Source organism: Ruegeria sp. BC5 (assembly GCF_056539205.1).
Window position 1 is genome coordinate 706,111 of the sequence record NZ_JBQFUN010000001.1, and the last position, 24,825, is coordinate 730,935.

At 56.2% G+C, this 24,825-nt stretch carries 29 protein-coding genes and 1 other RNA gene; 11 read left to right on the plus strand and 19 right to left on the minus strand.

What is annotated here, in order from left to right; all coding sequences use genetic code 11:
* Nucleotides 1-115: 115 nt before the first annotated feature.
* Nucleotides 116-1,261, plus strand: a complete 1,146-nt coding sequence (gene mnmA, locus ACR0LY_RS03600; RefSeq protein ID WP_170348649.1) for a tRNA 2-thiouridine(34) synthase MnmA — start codon at nt 116-118, stop codon at nt 1,259-1,261.
* Here mnmA and ACR0LY_RS03605 read toward each other — a convergent pair.
* The 18 genes from ACR0LY_RS03605 to ACR0LY_RS03690 all read right to left on the minus strand — a co-directional run bounded on the left by ACR0LY_RS03605 (nt 1,258) and on the right by ACR0LY_RS03690 (nt 17,424).
* On the minus strand, nt 1,258-1,839 hold the full coding sequence (locus ACR0LY_RS03605) for a cadmium resistance transporter (RefSeq protein WP_170348648.1): 582 nt from the start codon (nt 1,837-1,839) through the stop codon (nt 1,258-1,260). The genes mnmA and ACR0LY_RS03605 overlap by 4 nt on opposite strands.
* Complete coding sequence (lpxB, locus tag ACR0LY_RS03610) at nt 1,839-2,996, minus strand: lipid-A-disaccharide synthase (RefSeq protein ID WP_170348647.1); 1,158 nt, start codon at nt 2,994-2,996, stop codon at nt 1,839-1,841. The genes ACR0LY_RS03605 and lpxB overlap by 1 nt, the downstream gene beginning before the upstream one ends.
* On the minus strand, nt 2,996-3,790 hold the full coding sequence (locus ACR0LY_RS03615; RefSeq protein WP_170348646.1) for an LpxI family protein: 795 nt from the start codon (nt 3,788-3,790) through the stop codon (nt 2,996-2,998). Before ACR0LY_RS03615 ends, lpxB begins: the two co-directional genes overlap by 1 nt.
* A gap of 4 nt (nt 3,791-3,794) precedes the next feature.
* Nucleotides 3,795-4,580, minus strand: coding sequence for an acyl-ACP--UDP-N-acetylglucosamine O-acyltransferase (gene lpxA, locus ACR0LY_RS03620; RefSeq protein WP_170348645.1), 786 nt, complete (start codon nt 4,578-4,580; stop codon nt 3,795-3,797).
* Nucleotides 4,577-5,050: a 3-hydroxyacyl-ACP dehydratase FabZ gene (gene fabZ / locus ACR0LY_RS03625; RefSeq protein WP_170348644.1), complete on the minus strand. Its 474-nt coding sequence runs from the start codon at nt 5,048-5,050 to the stop codon at nt 4,577-4,579. Before fabZ ends, lpxA begins: the two co-directional genes overlap by 4 nt.
* Before the next feature lie 72 nt (nt 5,051-5,122).
* A complete protein-coding gene (locus tag ACR0LY_RS03630) occupies nt 5,123-5,689 on the minus strand; it encodes an OmpH/Skp family outer membrane protein (RefSeq protein ID WP_170349401.1) in 567 nt (188 codons plus the stop codon).
* 24 nt (nt 5,690-5,713) lie between these two features.
* On the minus strand, nt 5,714-8,074 hold the full coding sequence (gene bamA / locus ACR0LY_RS03635; protein ID WP_170348643.1) for an outer membrane protein assembly factor BamA: 2,361 nt from the start codon (nt 8,072-8,074) through the stop codon (nt 5,714-5,716).
* A gap of 127 nt (nt 8,075-8,201) precedes the next feature.
* Nucleotides 8,202-8,330, minus strand: a complete 129-nt coding sequence (locus ACR0LY_RS03640) for a hypothetical protein (RefSeq protein ID WP_302477179.1) — start codon at nt 8,328-8,330, stop codon at nt 8,202-8,204.
* A 90-nt stretch (nt 8,331-8,420) separates the two neighbouring features.
* Complete coding sequence (rseP, locus tag ACR0LY_RS03645) at nt 8,421-9,773, minus strand: RIP metalloprotease RseP (protein ID WP_170348642.1); 1,353 nt, start codon at nt 9,771-9,773, stop codon at nt 8,421-8,423.
* A gap of 4 nt (nt 9,774-9,777) precedes the next feature.
* Nucleotides 9,778-10,950, minus strand: coding sequence for a 1-deoxy-D-xylulose-5-phosphate reductoisomerase (dxr, locus tag ACR0LY_RS03650; protein ID WP_170348641.1), 1,173 nt, complete (start codon nt 10,948-10,950; stop codon nt 9,778-9,780).
* Nucleotides 10,950-11,732, minus strand: a complete 783-nt coding sequence (locus ACR0LY_RS03655) for a phosphatidate cytidylyltransferase (protein ID WP_170348640.1) — start codon at nt 11,730-11,732, stop codon at nt 10,950-10,952. Before ACR0LY_RS03655 ends, dxr begins: the two co-directional genes overlap by 1 nt.
* Nucleotides 11,729-12,460, minus strand: coding sequence for an isoprenyl transferase (locus ACR0LY_RS03660; protein WP_170348639.1), 732 nt, complete (start codon nt 12,458-12,460; stop codon nt 11,729-11,731). Before ACR0LY_RS03660 ends, ACR0LY_RS03655 begins: the two co-directional genes overlap by 4 nt.
* An 8-nt stretch (nt 12,461-12,468) precedes the next feature.
* Nucleotides 12,469-13,032, minus strand: a complete 564-nt coding sequence (gene frr / locus ACR0LY_RS03665; protein WP_170348638.1) for a ribosome recycling factor — start codon at nt 13,030-13,032, stop codon at nt 12,469-12,471.
* 186 nt (nt 13,033-13,218) lie between these two features.
* The gene (gene acuI, locus ACR0LY_RS03670) at nt 13,219-14,214 is read right to left on the minus strand and encodes an acryloyl-CoA reductase (RefSeq protein WP_170348637.1); all 996 of its coding nucleotides are present in this window, start codon (nt 14,212-14,214) and stop codon (nt 13,219-13,221) included.
* Nucleotides 14,215-14,313: 99 nt separating this feature from the next.
* Nucleotides 14,314-15,417, minus strand: a complete 1,104-nt coding sequence (locus ACR0LY_RS03675; RefSeq protein WP_170348636.1) for a dimethylsulfoniopropionate demethylase — start codon at nt 15,415-15,417, stop codon at nt 14,314-14,316.
* Nucleotides 15,418-15,924, minus strand: a complete 507-nt coding sequence (locus ACR0LY_RS03680; protein WP_170348635.1) for a DinB family protein — start codon at nt 15,922-15,924, stop codon at nt 15,418-15,420.
* Nucleotides 15,924-16,628, minus strand: coding sequence for a DUF1326 domain-containing protein (locus tag ACR0LY_RS03685; protein WP_170348634.1), 705 nt, complete (start codon nt 16,626-16,628; stop codon nt 15,924-15,926). Before ACR0LY_RS03685 ends, ACR0LY_RS03680 begins: the two co-directional genes overlap by 1 nt.
* A gap of 4 nt (nt 16,629-16,632) precedes the next feature.
* On the minus strand, nt 16,633-17,424 hold the full coding sequence (locus ACR0LY_RS03690) for a DUF2182 domain-containing protein (protein WP_170348633.1): 792 nt from the start codon (nt 17,422-17,424) through the stop codon (nt 16,633-16,635).
* Between the two features lie 86 nt (nt 17,425-17,510).
* Here ACR0LY_RS03690 and ACR0LY_RS03695 point away from each other — a divergent pair, with 86 nt between their 5' ends.
* The 7 genes from ACR0LY_RS03695 to ACR0LY_RS03725 all read left to right on the plus strand — a co-directional run bounded on the left by ACR0LY_RS03695 (nt 17,511) and on the right by ACR0LY_RS03725 (nt 22,260).
* Nucleotides 17,511-18,242, plus strand: a complete 732-nt coding sequence (locus tag ACR0LY_RS03695) for a FadR/GntR family transcriptional regulator (protein WP_170348632.1) — start codon at nt 17,511-17,513, stop codon at nt 18,240-18,242.
* A 10-nt stretch (nt 18,243-18,252) separates the two neighbouring features.
* Nucleotides 18,253-18,615 carry a DUF4345 family protein gene (locus ACR0LY_RS03700; protein WP_170348631.1) on the plus strand — a complete coding sequence of 121 codons (363 nt, stop codon included), beginning with the start codon at nt 18,253-18,255 and terminating at the stop codon, nt 18,613-18,615.
* A gap of 36 nt (nt 18,616-18,651) precedes the next feature.
* Nucleotides 18,652-18,999, plus strand: a transfer-messenger RNA (tmRNA) gene (gene ssrA / locus ACR0LY_RS03705).
* 100 nt (nt 19,000-19,099) lie between these two features.
* A complete protein-coding gene (locus ACR0LY_RS03710; RefSeq protein WP_170348630.1) occupies nt 19,100-19,531 on the plus strand; it encodes an ester cyclase in 432 nt (143 codons plus the stop codon).
* 128 nt (nt 19,532-19,659) lie between these two features.
* Nucleotides 19,660-20,475, plus strand: coding sequence for a chromate resistance protein ChrB domain-containing protein (locus ACR0LY_RS03715; RefSeq protein WP_170348629.1), 816 nt, complete (start codon nt 19,660-19,662; stop codon nt 20,473-20,475).
* Entirely contained in the window at nt 20,472-21,725 is a 1,254-nt protein-coding gene (gene chrA / locus ACR0LY_RS03720; protein WP_170348628.1) for a chromate efflux transporter, read from the plus strand. Before ACR0LY_RS03715 ends, chrA begins: the two co-directional genes overlap by 4 nt.
* 76 nt (nt 21,726-21,801) lie before the next feature.
* Nucleotides 21,802-22,260 (plus strand): SspB family protein, encoded by a 459-nt coding sequence (locus ACR0LY_RS03725; protein ID WP_170348627.1) that lies wholly within the window; start codon nt 21,802-21,804, stop codon nt 22,258-22,260.
* A 12-nt stretch (nt 22,261-22,272) separates the two neighbouring features.
* Here ACR0LY_RS03725 and ACR0LY_RS03730 read toward each other — a convergent pair whose 3' ends face one another.
* Nucleotides 22,273-22,800, minus strand: coding sequence for a PH domain-containing protein (locus ACR0LY_RS03730; RefSeq protein WP_438826480.1), 528 nt, complete (start codon nt 22,798-22,800; stop codon nt 22,273-22,275).
* A 231-nt stretch (nt 22,801-23,031) separates the two neighbouring features.
* Between ACR0LY_RS03730 and fumC the strand changes: the two genes are divergently transcribed.
* The 3 genes from fumC to ACR0LY_RS03745 are packed head-to-tail and all read left to right on the plus strand — an operon-like array spanning nt 23,032 to nt 24,820.
* Nucleotides 23,032-24,426: a class II fumarate hydratase gene (fumC, locus tag ACR0LY_RS03735; protein WP_170348625.1), complete on the plus strand. Its 1,395-nt coding sequence runs from the start codon at nt 23,032-23,034 to the stop codon at nt 24,424-24,426.
* Nucleotides 24,426-24,602, plus strand: coding sequence for a DUF4169 family protein (locus ACR0LY_RS03740; RefSeq protein ID WP_170348624.1), 177 nt, complete (start codon nt 24,426-24,428; stop codon nt 24,600-24,602). Before fumC ends, ACR0LY_RS03740 begins: the two co-directional genes overlap by 1 nt.
* On the plus strand, nt 24,599-24,820 hold the full coding sequence (locus tag ACR0LY_RS03745) for a ribbon-helix-helix domain-containing protein (protein ID WP_170348623.1): 222 nt from the start codon (nt 24,599-24,601) through the stop codon (nt 24,818-24,820). Before ACR0LY_RS03740 ends, ACR0LY_RS03745 begins: the two co-directional genes overlap by 4 nt.
* Nucleotides 24,821-24,825 lie beyond the last annotated feature (5 nt).

Here is a 24,825-nt window from a genome sequence, read left to right on the forward strand (position 1 = left end):
CGTGCTGCGACAAAGCTGACACCACCCTACTTAATGCTGAGTGAAACCGCCCCTTGAGAGTGTGTAGAATTTTCCTATATTCTGCCGGTCTTTCTTAACCCGCACTGGAATCATCATGGCCCTCGCTGCCGAGACCCAACTCAATTCGCTTGGCTTTGCCAAACCGCCCTCGGAAACGCGGGTGGTTGTTGCCATGTCCGGTGGCGTAGACAGCTCTGTCGTGGCGGCCCACCTGGCCGACCAGGGCTATGACGTGGTTGGTGTAACGCTACAGCTTTACGATCATGGTGCAGCGCTGGCCAAGAAAGGTGCTTGCTGTGCGGGGATCGATATCCATGACGCGCGCCGTGTGGCCGAGGAACGCGGATTTCCGCACTATGTTCTGGATTACGAGAACATCTTCAAAGACGCGGTGATCGACGAGTTTGCTGACAGCTATCTGGCAGGTGCTACTCCGGTGCCCTGCATCCGCTGCAACGAACGGGTCAAATTCAAGGATTTGCTGGAGACCGCCAAGGATCTTGAGGCCGACTGCATGGCCACCGGTCACTATATCCAGCGCAAAATGGGTCCCAATGGGCCAGAGTTGCATAGCGCCGAGGACGCGAACCGCGATCAGTCCTATTTCCTGTTCTCGACCACACCCGAGCAGTTGGATTTCCTGCGTTTCCCTCTGGGCCACCTGCCCTCGAAGGACGCCACCCGCGAGATGGCAGCGCAATACGGGCTGGCCGTGGCGGACAAGCCGGACAGTCAGGACATCTGCTTCGTGCCCAACGGCAATTATGCCAGCGTCATCGAAAAACTGCGCCCCGGTGCGGCAGAACCCGGTGAGATCGTGCATGCGGACGGTCGCGTTCTGGCGCAGCATAACGGTGTGATCCACTATACCATCGGACAACGCCGCGGTCTGGGCATCGGTGGCCTTAGCGAGCCATTGTATGTCGTAAAACTGGACGTGGATGCGAAACAAGTCGTTGTTGGCCCCAAAGAGATGCTGGCCACCCGAACCATTCCTGTGCGCGAAATCAACTGGCTTGGGGATGAACCCTTCACCTCACGAGATGAATGGCATGTTCTGGTCAAGGTCCGCTCGACCCGCCCCCCGCGCGAGGCGATCGTAAGACCTTTGTCCAATACCACGGCAGAGGTTGAGCTGTTGACGCCCGAAGAAGGTGTCTCACCCGGTCAGGCCTGTGTGTTCTACGCGTCGGAAGGCAGCCGTATCTTTGGCGGCGGCTGGATCTGGCGCGGGTACTAAATCGCGTCCGTCCACGAGTTGCTAAGGATATAGAGCCCGGCGCAAATCATCACATAGGGAACCAACCGTTCCAACCGCCGGGCCAGCGTGCCGCTCATGAACGGCGCTTTGGCCCCTAACAGCGCAACGGTTGCCAGACCAAGTGCCGCCAACACGGCCCCGATAACACCAGCCGTTCTGAACGTGGGGGCCGAGTCGGCCAGCAGAGGCGCAAGGACGGCGAACGTATCCATCGACAGGCTGATGAACAGCAGCGTGACCATGATCACCGACGCCCCGGTATCCAGATTTGCGTGCGTTTCAGTCTCGGTTCCCCGCCTTTGCCGGATCAAGGCTAAGATGCCCAAACTCAGAGGTATCAGACCCAGATACCCGGCCCAGTGCGGTACGACATCCTCAACCCCCAACGCCAGCAAAAGCGCTGCGCTGATCACGACCCCCTGCGCAAGCAGAAAGCCAAAGACCGCGCGTTTGGCCCCCGACACCAGCGATAGCGCCAGCAGCGCCGCCAGATTGTCCAGATTGGTCAGAATCTGAGCTATAAAGGCAGACAGTCCGAACAGCACGAAATCCAGCATTACGGAGTCATCCGATCAAGAACGGCTCGGGCGGCCCTCAAACCGGGGGCCTCACCTCCGCGCCCCAGACGTTCCATCGTGAGGGTCATGGCATCGCGCTGCGCATCGGGGGCAGCCGCGACCTGTTTCAACGCCTCTGCTATCTTTTCAGGCTGGCAATCATCCAGCAAACACTCGGGGACCGCTCGGGTCTCGGACACCAGATTGACTAGCGTTACAGTATCCAGCTTGACCATCCGCTTGGCAATCAGAGTGGTCAGCCAGTTCAGATTATACGCTATCACCATAGGCGTCGATTGCGCGGCCAGTTCCAACGAAACCGTCCCCGAAGCGGCCAGCGACAACTCTGCCGCCGCAAGCGCGACCTGCTTTTGTGCTTGTGCCTGATCCGAAGGCATCTCGCGCGGATCGACGACAACAGGGTTTCCGGGCCAGCTTTGCATATGCTCGGTGACGGTATCCACCATATGCGCAACCGCGGGCACCACAATACGTGCGCACGGCCGTTCATTCAGATAAAGGCGCAGCGCCTCACCAAAGATCGGAGCCAGACGCTCAATCTCGCCTCCACGCGAACCAGGAAGCGCCAGTATGATCGGTGCGTCGCCCAGATCGTAGGTCGCGCGAAAATCCTGGATATCCTGATCCGAAGCTATCGGTTCGCTGGCCACCGGATGACCAACGAAATCACACTCCATCCCCGCACGTTCCATATAGGGCGGTTCAAATGGTAACAACGCCAGAACTTGGTCGATCACCTTGGCCATCTTGTCCGCACGCCCGGGGCGCCATGCCCAGACACTGGGGGCGACGTAATGCACCGTTCTGATATCACTCTGCGCTTTTACCTGCTTGGCGACGCGCAGTGAAAAATCCGGGCTGTCGATGGTAATCAATACATCGGGCTGCGTATCCAGAACGGCCTGAGCGGTCTCAGAAATCCGGCGTTTCAGGTGGAAGAACTTGGGCAAAACCTCAACCAGCCCCATCACCGACAGTTCGGCCATTGGAAAGCGGCTGTCCAAACCCTGTGCCTGCATCAGCGGTCCGCCAACGCCATCGAACTGGATATCGGGTACGAGACTGCGCAATCCTTCCATCAAGGCGCCGCCCAAACGGTCGCCCGAAGGTTCACCGGCGACCAGGAAGACGCGCATCAGATCGCCCGCTCACGCACATACAGAAACAGGCCCAGACGGTTGCATTCGTCGATCACACGATCCTGTTGCAACACGATCACGCCACCTTTTTCGATGACAATACCCGCCAGCCCAGCTGCCACCGCACCAGAAACGGTCCCAGGGCCAATGGTCGGCAAGTCAGCACGTCGGTCCTGATCGGGTTTCGGCGCTTTGAACAAAACGCCACCCCCCGCATCCGGTCGTTGGGTCAAGGATTGCAGCATCCAATCTGTGCCGTAGATGCTTTCGACCGCAAGCGCCTGCCCTTTGGACACCGCACAAGCCTGACCGATATCCGCAGCTCCCATGGCCCGCAGAATACCCGCTGCCCTGTCTGCATCGGACAGTTCAGCCTCGGATGGCTGCGTTTCGGTAAGGCACCCTAGTTCCGGCAGTAACGCCGGGGCAATTTCGTGAGCGGCACGAACGGTCAGTCCAGAGTTTTCGAATATGCCGATCACGGCGCGCAATGCCCCGTCATCCCCGGACATCATCGCCTGTTGCAGTACTGGAACCAGAGGCATCGTGGCCGCATCAATCCGCGATGGATCGATAGCGGGACGGCGCACCGCGCCAGCCATGCAGATCTGGGTCACGCCGCGCGCTTTCAAATCTGCAAGGAAGCTTCCCAGCTGTTCCAATGGAAAGACGATATCCGCGATCAGAGCGTCAGGCGTAAAACCTTCCATCGCGCAAATCAGCGGACGGTCGGAAAGACGGGCAACCACTTCGCCCGGCAATGCGCCTGTTCCAGCAATCAATGCCAGCATTAGTTTATTTCCTCGGTGTCAGGAACGAGCGATCCGATTGCCCGGTCACGAAATCCACGATCCGCTGCACATATTCGCTTTCGTTGTCCACACCTACCCGGTGCGCGCGTTCCATGAACGTGCCATCGCCAGTCGACAATTCGCGGAACGCAGCACGCAGGGCCGAGATATCCTCGCGCGAGACACCGCGCCGTTTCAAGCCAACCAGGTTCAGTCCGTCTAACTCACCCCGAGGCGCCTGAACCAGGCCATATGGGATCACGTCATTGGGCACCATAGTCAGTGCGCCGATGATCGCGCCACGGCCCACGCGCACCCATTGATGCAGGCCGGAAATTCCGCCCACGATCACATCATCCTCGATGACACAATGACCTGCCGCGCCGGAATGGTTCACCATGATCACACGATCTCCGATCTGAACGTCATGCGCCACGTGCACACCTGCCATCAAAAGACAATCGTCGCCGATCCGGGTCACACCGCCGCCGCCCTCGGTTCCGGTATTCACCGTCACATGTTCACGAATGCGGTTACGCTTGCCGATCTCAAGCCGCGTATCCTCACCCCCGAATTTCAGGTCCTGCGGAATTTCTCCGATCACCGAGAAATTGAAGATCACGGTCTCATCACCGATCTGGGTGTCGCCGGTCACCACGACATGGGACTTCAATTCGACCCGGTCGCCCAGCTTAACCTGACTGCCGACAAAGCAGAATGGTCCGATGGAGCAGCTTTCACCGATCTGCGCACCGTCTTCGATGATTGCGCTTGGGTGGATGCCGCTCATGTTGTCTTTTCCATGTCCCAGTCGACATAGGCCGAAAATTCGGCTTCGGCTGCGACTTCGCCATCAACCGTCGCCCGGCCGCTGAACTTGAAGATCTTACCACCCTTCTTACCGCGCACGGTTTCCACGTGCATTTCAAGCACATCGCCAGGGATCACTTTGCGGCGGAATTTGCACTTGTCGATGTTCATGAAATAGATCAGCAATTCGCTGTCGATCACGTCCATACCGACACCCAGCATCACACCTGCAGTTTGCGCCATCGCTTCAACAATGGTCACGCCGGGCATGATCGGCGTTCCGGGAAAATGGCCCTGAAAATGTGGTTCGTTCATTGTGACATTCTTGATGCCAATGGCCGATTGATAACCCGAGATATCAACCACCTTGTCGACCAGCAGAAACGGATAGCGGTGCGGCAAAATCCGTTGGATCAACTGGATGTCGGCGCTTTTGGTTTCCGTGCTCATGGTGTTGTAGTCCCATTCTGGATTTCTGTTTGCGGCGTGGTTAGCAATACCGCGCCCTAAGGGCAAGCAAACCTATTCACTGGCCCCATTTTCAACGGCGCTGCCGTCGCCGATCGCCGCATTGATCCGCGCAATGGCGGCATCGGTGATATCGGTTCGATCCGAACTGAGGAAAACGCTGGATCGTTCAATAATGATCGAAGCGCCGGATTCGCGTAGCAGGTCAATCAAAACCGGCCGTGCAAGTTCCAGAAACATCTGCCGAGCCTCTTCACTGCGTCGTGCCAACACGTCCAGTTTTGCGCGCTGCCCCTCCCGATGAGACTGAACCTTTTCGTCAAAGGCATCGGCCAGGGGGCGAAATTCTTCAGCCGTCATGGTCGCACGCTGTTCCGTCAGAACCTTTTCCTCTCGGCTCAGCTCGGCCACGATCCGTTCGTTTTCTTCCCCTAATAGAACGCCTTCGGCCTCGATCTCTCGCAGGACACGTTGACCAAAGGCAGATTCAGCAAACAAACGCTCGCTGGACAACGTCACCACGCTGCTTTGCGGAACCCCCAATTGTTGGGCCGCTACTGGCTCCGAAAAGACAAGGGTCAGAAATACACACAGGGCCCATAAAGGGCCCTGCAGTTTCATGAACACAGTTTTCAACATTCAGGATCAGAACCGAGCCTGAACCGTCAGGTCGAAGTTCTGCTCTTTGTCAAAGTCTTCCTTTTTCAACGCTTTCGAGAAGTTGAAGCGCAGCGGACCAAACGGCGTTTCCCACAGAACCGACACACCTATTACGTGGCGGATCGAGCCGTCTTCGCCGACGATATTGGCACCGGTCGTATTGACGTCGTTAAGATTGTACAAGTTACCAAAGTCGTAGAACACGCCGCCACGCAGGCCGAATTCTTCGGGCAGACCCAGCGGGAAATCCGACTCCAAACGCGCAACCCAATAGTAATTGCCCCCGATCGCGTCATCCTGTCCGTTGGACAAGTCGCGCGGACCAAGACCCGCGGGCTCGAACCCGCGGAAGATGCTGGGTCCCAAAACAAAGCGGTCGATAGTGCGGCTGAAATCATCACCTCTCCAGTGCAGCGCACCGACTTCCATCGACGCACGCAGAACAACTTCTTCGTTCCAGACACGTGTCTGGGCGACACCACGGGCCGTCGTCTTGAAGTATTCGTTGTCGCCGCCCAGTCCTGCAGCATCGATACCGGCCTCAAACAGGACGCCTGCATTCGGGTTCAGACCTCCGATCCGGCTGTCATAAACGTACGAGAGACCCAGAGAACTGGTGGTACGCTCACCCTGATCGATTTCCGACGAAATGACTGCACCGTTAGTTTCGTCACCTTGCTGGGTCATTTCGCTGTTTTGCCAACCATAGCGCAGACGCAGGGATGACAACTCGCCAATCGCATAGCTCAACTGAGGCCGGAAGAAGAGTGTCTCGGTGTCATAGCTGGCAAAGCTTGAATTGGTCGTCGACAGGCCCAATCCCAAGTCAAACCGAAGTTTGCGCCCTAGCAGGTAAGGTTCCGAGAAGTTCAACGTGTACTGTTCGGCATCCTGGGCAGTCGACAAATTGACGCCAATTGTTTGCCCGCGTCCCAGGAAGTTAGATTCCTGAAGGCCAATCGCAACCCCGAAACCATCAGAAACCGAGTAGCTACCACCCAGGCTTAGCGAACCCGTCGGCTGTTCCTCTACATCCACATCCACAATCACCTGGCTGGGCGAAGACCCTTCGCGCGGTTCGACATCGGCCGCAGCAAAGAAACCCAAGGCCCGGATACGTTCGGCGGCCTGACGGATCTCACGCGGGTTAAAGGGGTCGCCTTCCACCGTATCGAATTGACGACGGATCACGCGGTCAAGCGTGGTTGTGTTGCCTTCGATATCGATCCGCTCGACAAAAATCCTTGGGCCTTTGGTCAGAACAAACTGCACATCCAGAGTCAGGTCACGTGCGTTGCGCGTCACGCGCGGCTCCACACGCAGGAAATCGACGCCCTGCTTGATGCCGAGACGTTCCATCCGCGCAATCGAGTTTTCGATCAGCATCGGAGTGTAAGTCACTCCCGGTCGAATTTTCAGTGCATCCTGATACGGAGCAGGATCCACACCCGGAATTTCGCTGACAGTGCTGATCTGCCCAAATGAGAATTTTTGACCTTCGGTGATGTTCATCACCAAGAAGAAAGCGTCGCGCTCGCGAGTGAATTCCACATTTGCGCTGTTCACGCGGAAATCGACATAACCACGCGACAAGTAGAAATCCCGAATGACCTGTTTGTCGAATTCGATCCGGTCAGCAATGAAAGTATCGCTGCTGACAAACGTCCGCAGGATATTCGCCTGTTTCGATTCCAGAACCCTGCGCAGGCGCCGGTCAGAATAAGCTCGGTTGCCGACAAAACTCACACGCTCGACTTCGATCGTGGTCCCTTCTGCGACCTCGAAAACCAGATCGACACGGTTGTCACTGCGGCGAATGATGCGGGGAATGACCGTTGCAGACACCCGTCCCTGAGACGAGTAGATCTCGGCGATCAGGTCGGCGTCAGCCTCCGCGACTTGCGGTGTAAAGACGCGGCGTGGCTCTGATGAGATCGCTTCAAGCAGCACGTCATCTTTTACGCGGCTGTTACCTTCAACGCTGATCTGATTGATTGTCGGATATTCTTCAACTTCGATCACCAGCGTGCTGCCACGCGGCGTCAATTCGACTGTCTCAAAAACACCACTGTCAAGCAAACGCTGATAGGCATCGTTCAATTCGCCCGCTGTGACCGACTGGCCCGGCTCGATTCCTGTACGTTCAATAATGGTGGAGGTTTCGATACGTCGGTTGCCTTCGACATCGAACGAATTAAAGACGAAATTTTGCGCCCACGCGGCCTGCGGAAACGGTACAAAACCTACCAATGTAAGAAGGAATATTAACGTTAGTGACCGCCACAAAATCTTGTTTTTCGGCTTCTGCCCACCGCAGGATGTGCCCGCGCCTCGCCTATCAGTCATATTTTTCACTACCCAATATTTTTGGACTTTAAAGCTGATTAGCGAGAATATTTAGCCTTGTCAAAAGACCAAAACAGAAAGCGGCCCGTGGGCCGCCTTGTGTAGTTTCAATAACAGGTCTTAAGAATCACATAGTGATCAAATAGGCCCAACCGCCCATTGCCACGGCGGTCACACCGAAGAACAGAAATGTATCCCAGTTCAACACGAACAAGCACCCAAAGCTTTTGGCGGATTTACGCAGGGCCTTTGTCATAACTACCTCTGACACGGTTCAATTACCGGCTATTAAGCTAAGCTGGAATTGAGGCGGAATTGGGGCATTTTCTTGTGATCAATGCCACAATCAGCAGAACAGATCGTTCGTAACCGAAAAGACCATAAGTCCAAGGATCAACGATACGCCAACCCCCATTAGCACGCGCAGTACACCGTCGCTGGGTGGTTTGCCTGCAATAGCCTCATACGCATAGAATACCAGATGGCCCCCATCCAATGCCGGAATGGGAAAAAGGTTCAGCAAGCCTACTGCGGTCGACAGAACTGCAATAAAGAAAATGAAATTCTGAGCACCCTGACTGGCCATAGCGCCCGAAGTTTCCGCAATGCCGATGGGACCGGAAATGTTGCAGGTGCTGATCGCCCCCGTCACCATATGCCAGACGCCCGACAAAGAGCCGTCAACAATGCGAATGGTCTGCTGCACACCGCCGGAAAGAGATGCCAGAAGGCCCGCGGGTTCCGTCGCTGGTTCCAAAGCCATTCCACCCACAATCCCGATGCGCCAATGGGTCACAAAGCCACCTTCCGGCTGCGGCTCATCCGTGCGACGCGGGGCCAGGGCAAATTCAAGCTCGGCCCCGTCGCGCCAAACGTTCAGCAACAGAACCTTGCCGTCCGATCCCTCTACATGTTCTTTGAGCTGCTCAAAGGCAAAGATAGGATCGCCGTTGACGGCCGTGATAACGTCGCCCGACTTCAGATCGATATCCATGGCTGCACTGCGTGGAACGACCTGTTGGATCAGCGCCGGGAACAACCAGGGGCCGGATACATCCAGTGTCTGCCCATCGCGGATCACCGTGTAATCCAACTCCGGTTCAACAGGCAGTGCATCCGTAAAATCAGACCAGGCCCCCTGCTGATCAAAATCAGGAACGGGAAGACCCGCAATTGCGACGATTTCATCCCCGTCCTGCAATTCTTGCACCGAACCAGGCAACGAGCGCAATTCGCCGACTGTAAGAGGATCGCGCGTAACGCCCTGAGACATGAAAATCAGGCCAAACACAACAATGGACATCACAAAGTTGAACACCGGCCCTGCGGCAACGGTAGCTGCCCGCGCCCACAAGGGCGCGCCGTGCATGGTGCGGCGTAGCTCTTCGGGGGTTTGCTCGGTGATTTCCTGCATCGCGCCTTCGTCCTTGCCGGATGCGGCGTTGGCATCCCCAAGGAATTTGACATACCCGCCGAAAGGCAAGGCTGCGATCTGCCAACGTGTTCCGCGTTTGTCGATACGGCTCCACAATACCGGGCCAAACCCGACCGAGAACACCTCGGCATGGATACCGGACCAACGCCCGACGATATAATGGCCGTATTCATGTACCGCGACGATGACGGACAGGGCGATTACAAAGGCAACGATGGTATAAAGCAAGTTGCCGAATTGAGGGATCAGAGAGATTACGTCCAAGTTTCTATCCTGCTTTCTGCATCACGGCTTCTTCTGCCCACTTACGTGCCAGATGGTCCGTTTGCAGTACGTTATCAAGGGTTAAAGAGGCATCAAGAAGGCCGTCTGACGTCTCAAATCTGTCCAATACACTTTCAACGATCTGGGTCATCTCTGGAAAACTGACCCGGCGTGCGATGAACAGGTCCAGCGCCCGCTCTTTCGCGGCGTTGAACACCGCACCTGACAGACCGCCGCGCTGCATCACGTTACGGGCGAGGCGCAGCGCTGGATAGCGGGTCTCGTCCGGGTCCTGAAAGCGCAACTGACCCAGTTTCGCCAGGTTCAGACGTTCGACCGGTAGCTTGCGCCGATCCGGCCAGTGCAGCGCATAGCCAATTGCATGGCGCATATCCGGTGCGCCCATATGAGCCATGACCGCGCCGTCATTGAACCCAACCAGCGAATGCACGATGGATTCGGGATGCACCAACACTTCGATCTGATCAGGGGAAACACCAAAGAATTCCCGTGTTTCAATCACTTCGAGCGCTTTATTGAACATCGAAGCGCTGTCTATGGTGATCCGCTGACCCATATCCCAGTTCGGATGGCTCGAGGCTTGCTCGACCGTGGCATTGACCAGATCGCTCAGCGGCCAATCGCGGAACGCGCCGCCGCTGGCGGTGATAATGATCCGCTCAACGGCATCCATATCCTCGCCCACCAGCGCCTGGAACACGGCAGAGTGTTCGCTGTCCACCGGCAAAAGTCGGGCATTGTGTTTTCGCGCCGTTTCCAACACCAACGGTCCGGCACAAACGAGCGTTTCCTTGTTTGCCAGGGCTAGGGTCGCACCTTGTTTCAATGCCTCAAGGCCCGGTGGCAATCCGGCCGCACCAACGATGGCCGACATGACCCAATCCGCTGGCCTCGCTGCCGCTTCGGTCAGCGCAACCTGTCCGGCCGCTGCCTCGACACCGCTGCCGGATAGTGCAGCACGCAGGTCCTCGAGCTGATCCTCATGCGCGGTCACGGCCAAATCAGCCTGCAGTCGGCGTGCATCGTCGGCCAGCTTTTCGATATTTGCACCGCCGGTCAATGCCACCACGTCATAGGCCGACGGATTCCGGTCAATCAGGTCGATTGTGTTCTGTCCGACCGATCCGGTCGCGCCGAAAATGGAAACTCTGCGCATTACATGCCCCCGGGGGAGTAAATCAAACCCGCGATCAGAACGAACAAGGCCGCCCCCATCATCCCGTCAAACCGGTCGAGAAATCCGCCATGTCCCGGGATCAGGTTCGAACTGTCCTTGACCCCGAATTTCCGTTTGGTCGCACTTTCGACGATATCTCCGGCTTGACTGGCCATCGAGGCCAAAACCGAAATCACAACAAACATGAACCCAAATCCGGCATAGATCGCAAAAACAGCCCCCACGATGGCTGCTGCGGCCCAGCCTCCGGCAGTGCCCGACCATGTTTTCTTGGGGCTGACCTTGGGCCAGAACTTAGGGCCCCCAAAGGTTTTGCCAACAAAATACCCGGCGACATCCGTCGCTACGACCACCGAAATCAGCCAAACCATCCAGCCAAAACCCATCGTCTCGCGGATAGAGATAAAGCCCAGACCAGATGCCGCAATCCAGACGGCAAATAGCGCATAAATCGTTTTCGAACGACCGACCTGCCCCGCCCCAACCAAAGCCGGAGCCACCAGAACCGGAAGCTTAAAAAGCGGCGGCACGTGGTAGCTGATCAATACGGCCACTCCGGTCAGAATGCCAAGCTGAACGCGCACGCCGACCTTGTCCGGGTCGATCATCCGCACCAGCTCCCAGGTCATCAAACCGCAGGCAATTGCGATGAATGCTTCGAACCAAAGGCCGCCCAGCCAAACCTCGACCGAACCGATGGCAATTAAAACGGCTGCGGACAGAATCCGGGCGCTTAGGTCAGACCATCGGCCGTCGCTCATACCCGCACTGCCCCAAACCGGCGCTCGCGAGAGCCAAAGTTGCGGCACAGCCGTTCCAGCTCGGCCGCTGTGAAATCCGGCCAGAGCGTGTCGATGAATTCATATTCGGAATAGGCCGATTGCCACAGCAGGAAATTCGATATCCGCGCCTCACCACTGGTCCGGATAACCAGATCGGGATCAGGAAGAACATGCGTGTCCAGATACTTGGGCAGAGTTTCTTCATCAACTTCTTCGGGGCGCAACCGTCCTTCGGCTACGTCCAGCGCAAGACGTTTGGTGGCCCGCGCAACCTCATCCCGACCGCCGTAATTCAGGGCGACCGTCAGGTGTACCAGATCGTTGTTCTTGGTTTCTTCTTCCAGCGCGTCCATCAAGGCAATCAGCTTGGCGTCCAATCGAACGCGATCCCCAATGAACCGAACACGGATACCATTTTCCTTCAGAGTCCGGGTTTCTTTGATGATGTAGCGCCGAAATAGGCTCATCAGCCCGGCAACCTCAGCCTGCGTGCGTTTCCAATTCTCAGTCGAAAAGGCAAAAACCGTCAGGTATTTGATTCCAAGTTCCGGGCAGGCCTCAACCACCTCTCGCACGCGCCGCGCCCCGGCGTGGTGTCCGAACAGTCTTGGCCGACCACGCGCCTGCGCCCAGCGACCATTTCCGTCCATGATAATAGCGACATGGCGCGGCCCAAGCGCGGGCGAAGTATCAGGGGTGTTGAGCATTCCCTGTCTCAGACCTGCATGATCTCGGCCTGCTTGGTCTCAAGCGCGGCGTCTACAGATTTGATCATCTCATCGGTCAGGTCCTGAACCTCGGATTCCCAGAATTTCTGATCATCCTCGGACATACCGTCCGCTTTGGCTTTTTTGACTTGATCCATCCCGTCGCGGCGCACATTCCGGATCGAGACACGGGCGTGTTCAGCATATTGCCCGGCAACTTTGCCCAATTCGCGGCGGCGTTCTTCGTTCAGTTCCGGGATCGGCAGCATGATGATCGTACCGTTCAGCTGTGGATTGATCCCCAGCCCGCTTTCGCGGATCGCCTTTTCAACCTTGCCCACCAGACCCTTGTCCCAGACGTTGACGGTCACCATGCGCGGTTCGGGTACATTCACCGTCCCAACCTGATTGATCGGAGTCATCGAGCCATAGGCATCCACCATCACCGGCTCAAGCATCGAGGCCGACGCCCGCCCGGTCCGAAGCGAGGCGAATTCGGTTCTGAGGTTGGCCATGGCGCCTTCCATGCGCCGTTTCAGATCATCGGTATCCAGTTCGAAATCGTCAGACATGCTGCTCACTCCCCGTATTCAGGTGCTGTTTGCATGGCTTCTAAGCCATCGCAATTGGGATGTATAGCAATGATGCTGTGGAAATGCGCCATTGACCAGAGGTGTCTTAAGCATTTTTTCGGTTGATTAAATAGCAAACAGACCAGCCGACATCCTAGTCGGCGGGTCTGAAGGAAGCTTTTCCGATCAGGCGTTTACGTCAACGACGACGCGGCCTTTGACCTGACCTTTCAGAATATCGGCTCCCAGTTGCGGCAGATCGTTAAGGGTTGCTGGCTGAACCATTGCCTCAAGCTTATCCATCGGCAGATCGGTGGCGATACGTTGCCACGCCCGGACGCGATTTTCATAAGGCTGCATTACGCTGTCGATGCCCAGCAGATTTACGCCGCGCAGAAGGAATGGAATGACCGTCGCAGGCAAAGCAGCACCACCCGCCAACCCCACAGCCGCGACCGAGGCGCCGTATTTCATCTGCCCCAGGACGCGCGCCAGCATCTCTCCTCCGACCGCATCAACGCAGCCAGCCCAGCTTTCGCTTTCCAGAGGCCGCTTGGTGGTTTCGTTCAGCTCTTCCCGCGGGACGATTGTGCTTGCCCCCAGAGATTTCAAGTAATCCCCCGCCTCGGGTCGACCGGTAACAGCCGCCACTTCGTAGCCAAGATTGGACAGAATGGCCGTGGCCACAGATCCGACCCCACCTGCGGCCCCGGTTACCAAAACCGGCCCGTGATCGGGTGTCATTCCGTGATCCTCAAGCGCCATCACAGCCAGCATCGCAGTAAATCCGGCCGTGCCTACAGCCATTGCCTGGCGCGCATCCAAGCCATCGGGCAAGGGCACCAACCAATCGGCCAGCGCATTGGCTTTCTGGGAATACCCGCCCCAATGCGCCTCACCCACGCGCCAGCCGGTTAAAACTACCTTGTCACCGGGCTTATAGCGGTCATCTGATGACGCTTCGACGGTCCCGGCATAGTCAATGCCCGGTACATGTGGGTAGTTGCGCACCAGCCCGCCACCCTTTGGCGACGTACACAAACCATCCTTGTAATTCACCGTCGAATACTCGACCGCCACGGTCACGTCACCATTTGGCAAATCATCCAGAGACAACTGCTTGACCGAGGGGCTGGCCAAGCCGCTCTCTTCATCCTTTTCCATCACCAATGCGTTGAACATCCGATTTCCTTTCGTTTTCCTAGCGCCAGGCCGTTCTACGCCTGGCTGAATGAGTTCGGGTGCGCCGTGTAGCGACGAGGGCGACGCCCAAACCCTCCCTTAGATCCAGAAACGCTCCTGCACTGTGGCGCGGCGCATGCCGTCTGGTGTTTCAACCTCGACAATCGTTCCTGCTTCCCAGTGGCTTAATCGCAGCATGCCGATTGAGACATTCGTCCCGAAATCCGGGGACCACGCGGCTGAGGTCACCTGCCCCACACGCCTTCCACCTGCGAACACAGACCACGGTCGGTCGCAGGGCGGTACTGCGTCGCCCTCAATCGCAATTGGACGAATCTGCTGTACCGGGCCTTCCTTAGCCACACGCAACAATGCATCCCGACCGATACACCCAATCGCGGTGTGAGTATTACAGAACTTGCCCAAACCACATTCGTGCGGCGTGTTGTCGTCGGTCATGTCATTGCCATAAGACAGCAAACCACCTTCGATCCGCTCGATCAGGTTGGGACAGCCTGCCCGTACCTGTAGGTCCTCACCCGCCGCAAAAAGGGCGTTCCACAATGGCATGCCTATCTCAGTGCCTTCGAGATAGATCTCGAACCCACCCTGTTTCGAATAACCCGACCGAGCCACGGCCAGGTCACGCCCTTCGAATTCGAACATATCGAATTTGAAAAACCGGATATCCCGCACGCGATCCCCGAATACGCGCACCATCAGGTCATCCGCCTTGGGCCCTTGAACCGCCAAGGGCGACACGTCGGGTTCATCCACCAGAACATCCAGCCGATAACCGTTGGCGACCCCTTTGACCCAAAAAAGCAGGTCACTGTCAGCAATGGAAATCCACCAACGATCATCGGACAACTTCACCGCCACAGGATCGTTCAGCATCCCACCGGTTTCATCGACGATGGGCACGTAAAAGCACTGCCCCGGCAGCATCCCCCGAAGATCACGCGGCGTCAGCATTTGCATCAATTTGCCCGCATCCGGGCCGCGCAGCTCAACCTGCCGTTCACAGGAAACATCCCAGACCTGAACGTGGGATTTCAAATGCCTGTAATCTGCCTCGACGCTTTCGAAAACTGTGGGCAATAACATGCGGTTATAGACCGTGTATGCTTTAACTCCCGCAGCCTCGACACCGTCTGAGAAGGGCGTGCGCCGCAACCGGCGGGATAAGGAAATTTGCGGCATTCAAACCTCCTTTGGCATAAACACCAAATCGCTAACAGGAGCGGCTGATCCGGTCTCGGTCAGCATTTGGTGCAATTGCCCGCGATGATGGGTCTGATGGTTGAACATATGTATGACGCATTGCGCGTAAGGCAATGTAAAGTCATCTTTTTTTGCCGCCGAGAGCCACGTGAATTCACCAGTCAGAAGGTCCTCTTCAAGCGATCCAGCCCAATTGGAGATGCGGGCGTCGACTGTTTTGCACAGCGGCAACCACTCGGCCAGATCAGCGCACAAAGACACACTTTCCGGGATGCCGCCACCTGGACCATCGCCCTGATCAAAACGCGAAATCCAAATCCAGTTACCCCACAAAAGATGGTTAGCAGTCCCCATGATCGAGCCAAAAAAAGCGCCGCGATCTTTCGCTAACTCCTCGGGCGTCAGGTCTTGAAGAAAAGCGGACAACTGGCTGTTCTGCCATTGATTATACCGCGCCATTTCCTGTGCATAGGCCCCGGTGATCATTATTTTGGTCCATGCCAGTCAATCGGGCAAATCTCGGCCGATTTACCGCCGAAATCCCAGACGCGGCCGTAATCACGCACCTTGGATTTGGTTCCACGCGCTACGATGATATCCGGTCCCATCCAGTATTTCGAGTTCGAAACCATCACCGGATGCTCGGGGTCTTTACCCGCCAACATCTCAATCTCGCCCTGAATCTTGCGACCGATTACGATACGGCGCTTGTTGCCATCGCGTTCGATCTGGACAGGGGCCCGCTCGGCCCCGATGATCTCGCTGACCAGCATGGTGAACAGACCAGTTGTACCGCCCGCCTGCCCGCTGAAGATTTGCAGCAGACCGTTATAGGCCTTGCCGCTAGCGCGTTCATCGACATAGGCCGCGACTTTCCACTGGCCCTCGCCCATGCGACCGGGAATATCGACCAGTAGACCAACGTTCAAACCCGACAGGTCCTCGCCCTCGTAATGGCCTTCATCGATGATGACCCCCATCCACGCGTGGCAATGCCCTTCGGTCGGAGGATGCGCCCCCAGTGATACAACGCAAGGGCAAAACACATCGCACGAGCAGTTGAGGATCAACTCTCCCTTGATGACCCAATCAGTCGGACTCATCTCACGCCGCTTGGGATTTGGCATACGACTGTCGATACGTTGGCTGATAGGCAACCTGTCGGCTTCAGGTTTTCTGTTCTTAGCCATATACTTATCCTCCGAAAATAAAGGGATAGATCAACAGGAGAATTCCCCCTGCAACTAGAGCAAACCCCATTGGTCGCGTCACTGCGTGACCGATCTGAGGCAATTTTTCCAAAACCATGAACAGAGTCGCCAACCCCATCCAAAGCAAGCTCATGACGCCTCCAACGAAACCCAGCGCCATAAAGCCCCAACAACATCCGACGCAAAAAGCACCCAGCCCCAGGCCCATGCGCAACCCGCCTGTGAAACCGGTTTTCCAATGAACTAGAAAATAGGTCACGGGCGCGTGGCAAACTCCGTGGCAGACCTCTTTCGCGCGGGTGAACTGAAAAGCGCCAACTGCGATCATCAAACCACCGGCCACAAAGCTGGATTTGGCGATGCCCAGCATGTCGACAACGCCACCGAACAGTAAAACCAGCTGAACCCCCGTGATCAGCGCCGCGAACCCGACCCAGACGATGAAATACCCCGCCAGAACGCCCAGCCAACCAGCTCGTGTGCCATTTGCGCTGTGGATCAGGTCATCATAGCTGCGCAAGGTCGGCACAAGGGTCGGCAACATCATTGCGGCCATCATGATGGCCCACATCCAGAACAGCGGGCTAAATTCGGCCATCGGCATGTACATATCCATGCGCGGATCCATGGCGGCCATCGCTTGCCCCATTGGGCCGGGGCGCCCGATCCAATCCAGATCCATTCCGCGGCTCATGGTGAACATCATCCACCAGGCCCACAGAATCAGGCTGTAAAACCCAAGCCACAAACCGCTGCGTAGAACTGCGCGACTCATGCGTCCCTCCCGACTCAGTCCTTGCAATTCAAATGTCAGACTTTTAAATGTCAGACAAATAAAATCTTACCAACGGTCCCCGGAATATGAAAATCGACCCACGAAAACCCGCCGATTTGTCTGCGCAAATCGCGCAGGCCATCCGTGATGCCATCATCTCGGGTGAATTGATCGTGGATGAGCGTTTGCCGTCCGAGGCAGAACTGTCCGATCAGTTTCAGGTCTCACGCCCCACGGTGCGCGAGGCATTGAAACGTCTAGCCGCGCAATCCTTGATCCGAACGCAGCGGGGCGCCAGCGGGGGGGCTTTTGTTAATCGGATCAGCTTTGAGGACGCGTATTCGCAGCAAATCACGACCTCAACACTGTTGTTGTCGATGAATGCGGTCAGCTTTGATACTGCCTGCGAGGCCCGATTTTCGTTGGAACGCGCCTGCGCGCCCTTGTCTGCGCAACGCCGTACTTCGGATCAACTGGCCACCATGCGGGCCGAGATTTTCCGTCAGGCACAGCCTGGGCTTTCGGATGAGGCCTTTTGCGCTTCAGACGTCACATTCCATCGGGCCTTGGTAGATGGTGCCGACAACCCGGTGCTCTCTTACCAGTTGGCCGGCGCTGTCGAGGCCATGCAGCCCTTGATGAACATGATCACCTTCACCGCCCGATCGCGTGAACAAATCATCTCCTTGCACAATCAGATTGCCGATGCGCTGGAAGAAAGGGATGCGGCAAAGGTAGATGCAAAACTAGTTGAGCTAGAAGAATACACCCGTAAGCTGGCCCAGGATGTCGCCCAGCAACATCGTAAACCTGCTTGATGAGGGACAGATGACAACAGCTCTGAACGTAATTGCCGCCCTCTTGACCATAGGTTTTGGCCTCTTCGGTTTTCTGGCGCCCGCGTTCACTGCGGCCTCATTGGATTTGACACCAACCGACAGCAACATGGGTCTTAGCGAGATGCGTGCATCAGTCGGTGGGCTATTTGTCGTAACCGGCGCGGTGGTGCTGTGGCTGAACAATCCCATGGCCTATGCCATGTTGGGCGTTGTTTATGCGGGCGCGGCGCTTGGGAGGTTTGTCTCGGTCATTTTTGACAATCCGCCACTCATCAAAGCCATGACATTCGGAGGAATCGAATTGGCCCTGGCGCTGTGGTTGATCTTGGCGAACATCAACAGGGCTGCGTAAGCATCTGTTTTTAAAGCAAGCGTAGATTGGAATTCCTGGTTTGCATCCACGCGCGCGCTCACCTATATAGGATATGTCTTTCGGGACTATGGACATAAACGCGCTCGTAATAAGCGGATCGGACCCGGGGGCGGTACCCGGCGGCTCCACCAACCATCCTTCGTTTGAGGATTTTGGGGCCGAAATAGGATCGACGAACGTCTAAAGGGGTTAGCTTTGTCTCGGCTGTCTGCCACCGTTACCGGCGAAAATAGTACAATTGCAAACGACAATCGTGCTCCGGTTGCAGTTGCTGCGTAAGCAGTAACAAGACCGAAACTTAAGTCCTTGCGCCTAGCCGCGTAAGGCGGGGTTCGCAGGTACCTGGCAACAGAAACCTGCATTTTCTCCCTAATGTCTGCGGTTTATCTCTGATCTTGTTCACGTTCAGAGTTTATTCACCCTTTGGTCTCATGCTGACCCCGACAGAAAAAGGAGAGTCGGGATGTCCCATACAGATGTCGTCAAAGGATGGTATTCCGAGGTTTGGGAAAACGGGAACCTTGATGCGATAGATCAGTACTTTAGCGCTGATACGATGGCCGAAGGGTTGATCCCCGAAATGCAAGTCGGCGCGGATGATTTCCGCGATCTGGTCATGGCATTTCGTCACGTTCTTGGGGACATCAAGGTTGAAATTCCAAAGATCGTCGAAGATGGGGACTGGGTTTCTGCCATTTTGCATGTCAGCACGACGCGGGCCGACAATGGCGCTCCACTAAAGGCCACGGGCAGTGTGTTCGCGCGGGTCAAGGACGGTCGCATGGTCGAGGCTTATAACCAATTCGACTTCATCTCTTTGTTCGAACAACTCGGGCAGTTTCCGCAAGACACTTTGCCTGTCTGCATGACAGGTCAAAGGCTAGATTGGGCGTAACACGGTTCAGGCAATCTTGACCCCTTTGGCGCTTAGCCGTAAGCAAAGATCATGGGGTAAGATTGCGAACGCCCCGTGAGGCGCCAGCCCAAGTTTCGCATGTATCCGCCCAAAACAGGAGACATGCTATGCCTGCGCCCAATTCAATTACACCTAAACAGCTGATGCGCCTAATCGGAACGCCACAGGCTCCGGTTTTGGTCGACATATGTCTCGATGAGGATTTCACAGCTGACCCCAATCTAATCCCCGGCTCATTGCGTCATTCCGCCAAAGATATCGACGGGATCGCCGAAAAGATTGGCGACCGTGCGGCTGTCATCATTTGCCAAAAGGGCAAAAAGCTCAGCCAAGGGGTTGTCTCTTGGCTGCGCAGCAAAGGTTGTGTGGCGGAATACCTGGAAGGTGGTATGTTTGGCTGGCGGGAAATGCCCGACGCGCCGCGGGTTCCAGCCTCGGCCGTACCATGGCACGAGGGAGGTCGATCCGTCTGGGTCACGCGTCACCGGCCCAAAATCGATCGGATCGCATGCCCCTGGCTGATCCGCCGCTTTGTCGACCCGGACGCGCAGTTTCTATTCGTGGCACCGTCCGAGGTGCAAGCCACCGCCGAGGCCTTTGACGCAACGCCGTTCGATATAGAGGATACGTTTTGGTCCCACAGACAGGATCGCTGCACATTTGACACCATGCTGGACGAATTTCAGCTGCGCATGCCGGCGCTTGACCGATTAGCCACGGTCGTTCGGGCCGCCGACACCAATCGCCATGATCTCGCCCCCGAAGCCGCCGGGCTATTGGCAATCTCTGTCGGCTTGTCACGCCAGTACCGCGACGATCACCAAAACCTCGAGGCAGGGCTGCACTTGTATGACGCACTGTACCGCTGGGCGCGGGACGGGTTTGACGAGGGGCACGACTGGCCAACGGATCGCAAATCATGACGCCATCCCTTTCAGACCTTGTCCGGGTGTTTGGCCGCATCGGGTTGCTGTCGTTCGGAGGGCCGGCCGCGCAAATCTCACTGATGCACCAGGAACTGGTCGAGAGACGCCCGTGGCTGGACGAACAGGCTTATCTGCGCGCCTTGTCCCTGTGCATGCTTCTGCCCGGCCCCGAGGCCATGCAACTGGCCACTTATGCCGGTTGGCGTCTGCGTGGTGTGACCGGCGGGTTGATCGCAGGTGCCCTTTTCGTACTACCGGGTGCGTTTGTCATCGCCATTCTCGTGGGGCTTTATGCTGCGTTTGGCGACCTGCCAGTGGTGCAGGCTGGTTTTTTGGGTGTGAAAGCGACTGTGATTGTCATCGTTCTTCAGGCCCTTAGGAGCCTGTCGCGCAAAGCGCTGACCGATACGCAACACCGTGCGATCGCTGGGTTGGGTTTTCTTGCGATTTTCGCGCTGAACCTTCCCTTTCCGCTGATCATTCTGGCGGCAGCTATCTGGGGCTATGTCACGTTTAACGGCGAGGTCACCACCGCAGATGCACCCCCTGCCCCAAAGGTCAAAGGAATGCTCGGCACCGCCGCAATTTGGCTGGTTCTGTGGCTGGGGCCACTGTTGGCATTGACCTTGGCGGGACAAAAACTGTTGAGCGATCTGGGCTGGTTTTTTGCTCGCCTTGCCGTTGTCACGTTTGGCGGGGCCTATGCCGTTCTGGCCTATATGACCCAGACCGTGGTTGAAAAATATCAATGGGTCAGCACAGATCAGATGATCGACGCGCTGGGTCTGGCCGAAACGACTCCGGGGCCGTTGATTCTGGTGACACAGTTTGTCGCCATGTTGACCGGTCAAATCAACGGCGGGGCGCCGTTTGCGATTGCGGCTGGAGTGGTTGCCCTTTGGGCCACATTTGTACCGTGTTTTCTGTGGATTTTTTTGGCCGCCCCCTATCTGGACCAATTGGCGACCCGCCCAAGGTTGTCCGCCGCGCTGCATGGGATTACTGCCGCTGTGGTAGGTGTGATTCTTAACCTGTCAGTATGGTTCAGCCTGAACGTTCTGTTTCAGACTATTCCCCAACAGTCATGGGGTCCGGTGACCATCCCCAGGCCCGATCCAGCCAGCCTGGATCCTGCCGCTCTGATCCTGACACTATTGGCTGGGCTATTGATTTTTAAGTTTAAATTTGGGATGGCAACAACTCTGGCCATCATGGCCATGATTGGAACGGGAATTCACTTCCTTTGAACAATCCTCGCATACCCGGTCTTTCGTTTCCGTCGAAATCCCCTATGCTGAGAGTAACCACTTTTGAGGATGACACATGTCGCAAGACATCGATTATGGAAACTTGATGCACACCGCGATGCGCGGGCTCATCAAATCCGTTCTGAACAGCGTTGCTGATAATGGCCTGCCTGGGGCGCATCATTTCTTTATCACCTTCGATACGCGTCAGGATGGCGTGGAACTGGCGGATTGGCTGCGCGAGCGGTACCCCGAAGAAATGACAATTGTCATGCAGCACTGGTTCGAAAATCTAGAGGTCGGCGACGAAGGCTTTGCCATCACGCTGAACTTTGGAGACGCACCGGAACCGCTATACATCCCTTATGCGGCGATCAAAACCTTCGTCGACCCATCCGTCGAATTCGGCTTGCGGTTTGAAAGCCCCGATGATGAGGAAGAAGCCGACCCCATCGTCGAAGAATCAATCGAGGTTGAGGAAGGGGCAGATCAACAAGACGCCGAGGTCGTCTCGCTGGACAGTTTCCGCAAATAATTGCTCAATAGACTATTGTTTTTTAAGAAAAGTCTCGACCGAACGGGACTTTTCCCCATTGCGGAACCGCGAAAACGCCAGATCCAGACCGCCCTCAGCCAATGTACGGTCGTATTGCTGCAATTCGTAGTCGCCGGTTTCGCCGATAAACAGGGAAAATACGGTTAGAGTATCACCTTGGATCCGGCCCCAGACAAAGGGTTCGCCCTGCATCGGGTCAAGCGGTACTTCGTGTCCGAACACATTGCGTTTCATCGCAGCCGAAAAAACATCTGCCCGGTCGGACTGTTTGAAATCAATCGAGAATTTCTGTTCCTTGATGCGGCCATCCGCCTTGTAGGTCGTTGTCGTCCAACTGATGTTAAAACCGTTCTTCATCTCGTGAATCGACACGCTCATGTCGCGTGGCGTTTCGGTACCGTCATCATCGACAACACTTGCAGATCCAACATAGTCGCCGACAAAAGGCGAAATATCCGCCGCTTGGACAGGAACGCCAGATAATGCGATCAAAAACAGGAAGCCCAGCGAAAAGACTATATATTTCAAGAAATAAGTCTGAACCAATTTGCCCACCGGAGCCTCCAATTTGGTGATCCTATTATTGTAGCGGACACGTATGCACGCACAATGCGTTTCACAAGAAATTTCACCGTCCGTTCCACCTATACCTCTGGCACCCTTAAGTTTATGGTGCGCGCAACTGGCCGATTGCTCTGCAACTATGTTGCGGGTAAATGGCATACGAACGTATACACTACGGAGTGACAGATGTCTCAGACCCGCACCGAATCCGACAGCTTTGGCCCGTTGGAGGTTCCTTCTGACAAGTATTGGGGTGCCCAAACGCAGCGATCGATCATGAACTTCCCGATCGGTTGGGAAAAGCAACCCGTTGCCATCGTGCGCGCGCTGGGCGTGATCAAAAAAGCCTGTGCGATGGAAAACAAAGCCATAGGTAAGCTGGATGCAAAGATCGCGGATGCCATCATTCAGGCCGCTGGCGAAGTGATCGAAGGCAAGTTTGACGACAATTTTCCTCTGGTCGTCTGGCAGACCGGTTCGGGTACGCAGTCGAACATGAACTCGAACGAGGTGATCGCCAACCGCGCGATCGAAATCCTCGGCGGCGTTATTGGTTCGAAAGAGCCTGTTCACCCCAACGACCACTGCAACATGGGCCAATCGTCGAACGACACCTTCCCCACAGCCATGCATATCGCCACCGCGATGAGCGTGCGCGATGTGCTGTTGCCGGGTCTTGAAAAATTCGCTTCGGCGCTGGAAGCCAAAGCAAAAGAGTTTGCAGGCATCATCAAAATCGGCCGGACCCACACTCAGGACGCGACGCCACTGACGCTGGAACAGGAATTTGGCGGTTATGCGCACCAGATCCGTCAGGGTATCGCCCGTGTCCAAGCGTCGATGCCTGGAATTTATGAACTGGCGCAAGGTGGTACGGCTGTTGGTACTGGCCTGAACACCCATAACGGCTGGGATGAGGCCGTGGCCAAGAACATGGCAGACATCACCGGCCTGCCCTTCATCACCGCACCGAACAAGTTCGAGGCACTGGCCGCCCATGACGCCATGGTGTTCCTGTCGGGCGCTTTGGCGACCATCGCGGGCTCTTGCTACAAAATCGCCAACGACATCCGTCTGCTGGGTTCCGGCCCACGTTCTGGTCTGGGTGAGTTGATCTTGCCGGAAAACGAACCTGGCTCGTCAATCATGCCGGGTAAGGTGAACCCAACACAGGCCGAGGCGCTGACCCAAGTGGCCGCGCATGTCATGGGCAATGACGCAGCGATGAAGTTTGCCGGTTCGCAAGGTCACTTCCAGCTGAACGTCTATAACCCGATGATGTCCTACAACCTGCTGCAATCGATTCAACTGCTGGGCGACGCAACCGACAGCTTTACCGAGCGGATGCTGCTGGGCATCAAGGCTAACGAGCCGCGCATCGACAAGCTGATGAAGGAATCGCTGATGCTGGTGACCGCTCTAGCCCCGACGATTGGCTATGACAACGCCACAAAGGTTGCCAAAACCGCACACAAAAACGGCACCACCCTCAAGGAAGAGGCCATCGCGCTGGGCTTTGTGGATGAAGAGACCTTTGACGCCGTTGTCCGCCCCGAACATATGATCGGCCCGAAAGACTGATGGGTAAGCCGGTCAATCTGAACCGGTACAGAAAAGCAAAGGCTCGGGCCGAGAAAAAGGCCCGCGCCGACCAGAACGCTGTCAAATTCGGGCGCAGCAAGGTCGAAAAGGTCGAGGCCAAGTTCGAACAGGACAAACAGCGCCGCGACATGGACAATCACGAGTTGGATGAATGAGCGGTCGCCCGGTCAAACGCTCACTGACTTTAAAAGGTCATCGTACTTCGGTGTCCCTTGAGGATGAGTTCTGGCAAGCCTTTCGCGACATTTCGAAAGAAAAAGAAATGGCAATAAATGCGTTGGCGGCTGAGATTGACGTCGAACGTGACCCCGATATCGGTCTAGCTTCAGCCATTCGAGTTTATGTTCTGAATTGGTATCGCACCCGCGATTGATGCTT

What these genes read in the sequence shown, in the direction of transcription:
- mnmA (WP_170348649.1), top strand. Translation starts at nt 116, where the DNA reads ATGGCCCTCGCTGCCGAGACCCAACTCAATTCGCTTGGCTTTGCCAAA.
- ACR0LY_RS03605 (WP_170348648.1), bottom strand. Translation starts at nt 1,839, where the DNA reads ATGCTGGATTTCGTGCTGTTCGGACTGTCTGCCTTTATAGCTCAGATT.
- lpxB (WP_170348647.1), bottom strand. Translation starts at nt 2,996, where the DNA reads ATGCGCGTCTTCCTGGTCGCCGGTGAACCTTCGGGCGACCGTTTGGGC.
- ACR0LY_RS03615 (WP_170348646.1), bottom strand. Translation starts at nt 3,790, where the DNA reads ATGCTGGCATTGATTGCTGGAACAGGCGCATTGCCGGGCGAAGTGGTT.
- lpxA (WP_170348645.1), bottom strand. Translation starts at nt 4,580, where the DNA reads ATGAGCGGCATCCACCCAAGCGCAATCATCGAAGACGGTGCGCAGATC.
- fabZ (WP_170348644.1), bottom strand. Translation starts at nt 5,050, where the DNA reads ATGAGCACGGAAACCAAAAGCGCCGACATCCAGTTGATCCAACGGATT.
- ACR0LY_RS03630 (WP_170349401.1), bottom strand. Translation starts at nt 5,689, where the DNA reads ATGAAACTGCAGGGCCCTTTATGGGCCCTGTGTGTATTTCTGACCCTT.
- bamA (WP_170348643.1), bottom strand. Translation starts at nt 8,074, where the DNA reads ATGACTGATAGGCGAGGCGCGGGCACATCCTGCGGTGGGCAGAAGCCG.
- ACR0LY_RS03640 (WP_302477179.1), bottom strand. Translation starts at nt 8,330, where the DNA reads ATGACAAAGGCCCTGCGTAAATCCGCCAAAAGCTTTGGGTGCTTGTTC.
- dxr (WP_170348641.1), bottom strand. Translation starts at nt 10,950, where the DNA reads ATGCGCAGAGTTTCCATTTTCGGCGCGACCGGATCGGTCGGACAGAAC.
- ACR0LY_RS03655 (WP_170348640.1), bottom strand. Translation starts at nt 11,732, where the DNA reads ATGAGCGACGGCCGATGGTCTGACCTAAGCGCCCGGATTCTGTCCGCA.
- ACR0LY_RS03660 (WP_170348639.1), bottom strand. Translation starts at nt 12,460, where the DNA reads ATGCTCAACACCCCTGATACTTCGCCCGCGCTTGGGCCGCGCCATGTC.
- frr (WP_170348638.1), bottom strand. Translation starts at nt 13,032, where the DNA reads ATGTCTGACGATTTCGAACTGGATACCGATGATCTGAAACGGCGCATG.
- acuI (WP_170348637.1), bottom strand. Translation starts at nt 14,214, where the DNA reads ATGTTCAACGCATTGGTGATGGAAAAGGATGAAGAGAGCGGCTTGGCC.
- ACR0LY_RS03675 (WP_170348636.1), bottom strand. Translation starts at nt 15,417, where the DNA reads ATGCCGCAAATTTCCTTATCCCGCCGGTTGCGGCGCACGCCCTTCTCA.
- ACR0LY_RS03680 (WP_170348635.1), bottom strand. Translation starts at nt 15,924, where the DNA reads ATGATCACCGGGGCCTATGCACAGGAAATGGCGCGGTATAATCAATGG.
- ACR0LY_RS03685 (WP_170348634.1), bottom strand. Translation starts at nt 16,628, where the DNA reads ATGGCTAAGAACAGAAAACCTGAAGCCGACAGGTTGCCTATCAGCCAA.
- ACR0LY_RS03690 (WP_170348633.1), bottom strand. Translation starts at nt 17,424, where the DNA reads ATGAGTCGCGCAGTTCTACGCAGCGGTTTGTGGCTTGGGTTTTACAGC.
- ACR0LY_RS03695 (WP_170348632.1), top strand. Translation starts at nt 17,511, where the DNA reads ATGAAAATCGACCCACGAAAACCCGCCGATTTGTCTGCGCAAATCGCG.
- ACR0LY_RS03700 (WP_170348631.1), top strand. Translation starts at nt 18,253, where the DNA reads ATGACAACAGCTCTGAACGTAATTGCCGCCCTCTTGACCATAGGTTTT.
- ACR0LY_RS03710 (WP_170348630.1), top strand. Translation starts at nt 19,100, where the DNA reads ATGTCCCATACAGATGTCGTCAAAGGATGGTATTCCGAGGTTTGGGAA.
- ACR0LY_RS03715 (WP_170348629.1), top strand. Translation starts at nt 19,660, where the DNA reads ATGCCTGCGCCCAATTCAATTACACCTAAACAGCTGATGCGCCTAATC.
- chrA (WP_170348628.1), top strand. Translation starts at nt 20,472, where the DNA reads ATGACGCCATCCCTTTCAGACCTTGTCCGGGTGTTTGGCCGCATCGGG.
- ACR0LY_RS03725 (WP_170348627.1), top strand. Translation starts at nt 21,802, where the DNA reads ATGTCGCAAGACATCGATTATGGAAACTTGATGCACACCGCGATGCGC.
- fumC (WP_170348625.1), top strand. Translation starts at nt 23,032, where the DNA reads ATGTCTCAGACCCGCACCGAATCCGACAGCTTTGGCCCGTTGGAGGTT.
- ACR0LY_RS03740 (WP_170348624.1), top strand. Translation starts at nt 24,426, where the DNA reads ATGGGTAAGCCGGTCAATCTGAACCGGTACAGAAAAGCAAAGGCTCGG.
- ACR0LY_RS03745 (WP_170348623.1), top strand. Translation starts at nt 24,599, where the DNA reads ATGAGCGGTCGCCCGGTCAAACGCTCACTGACTTTAAAAGGTCATCGT.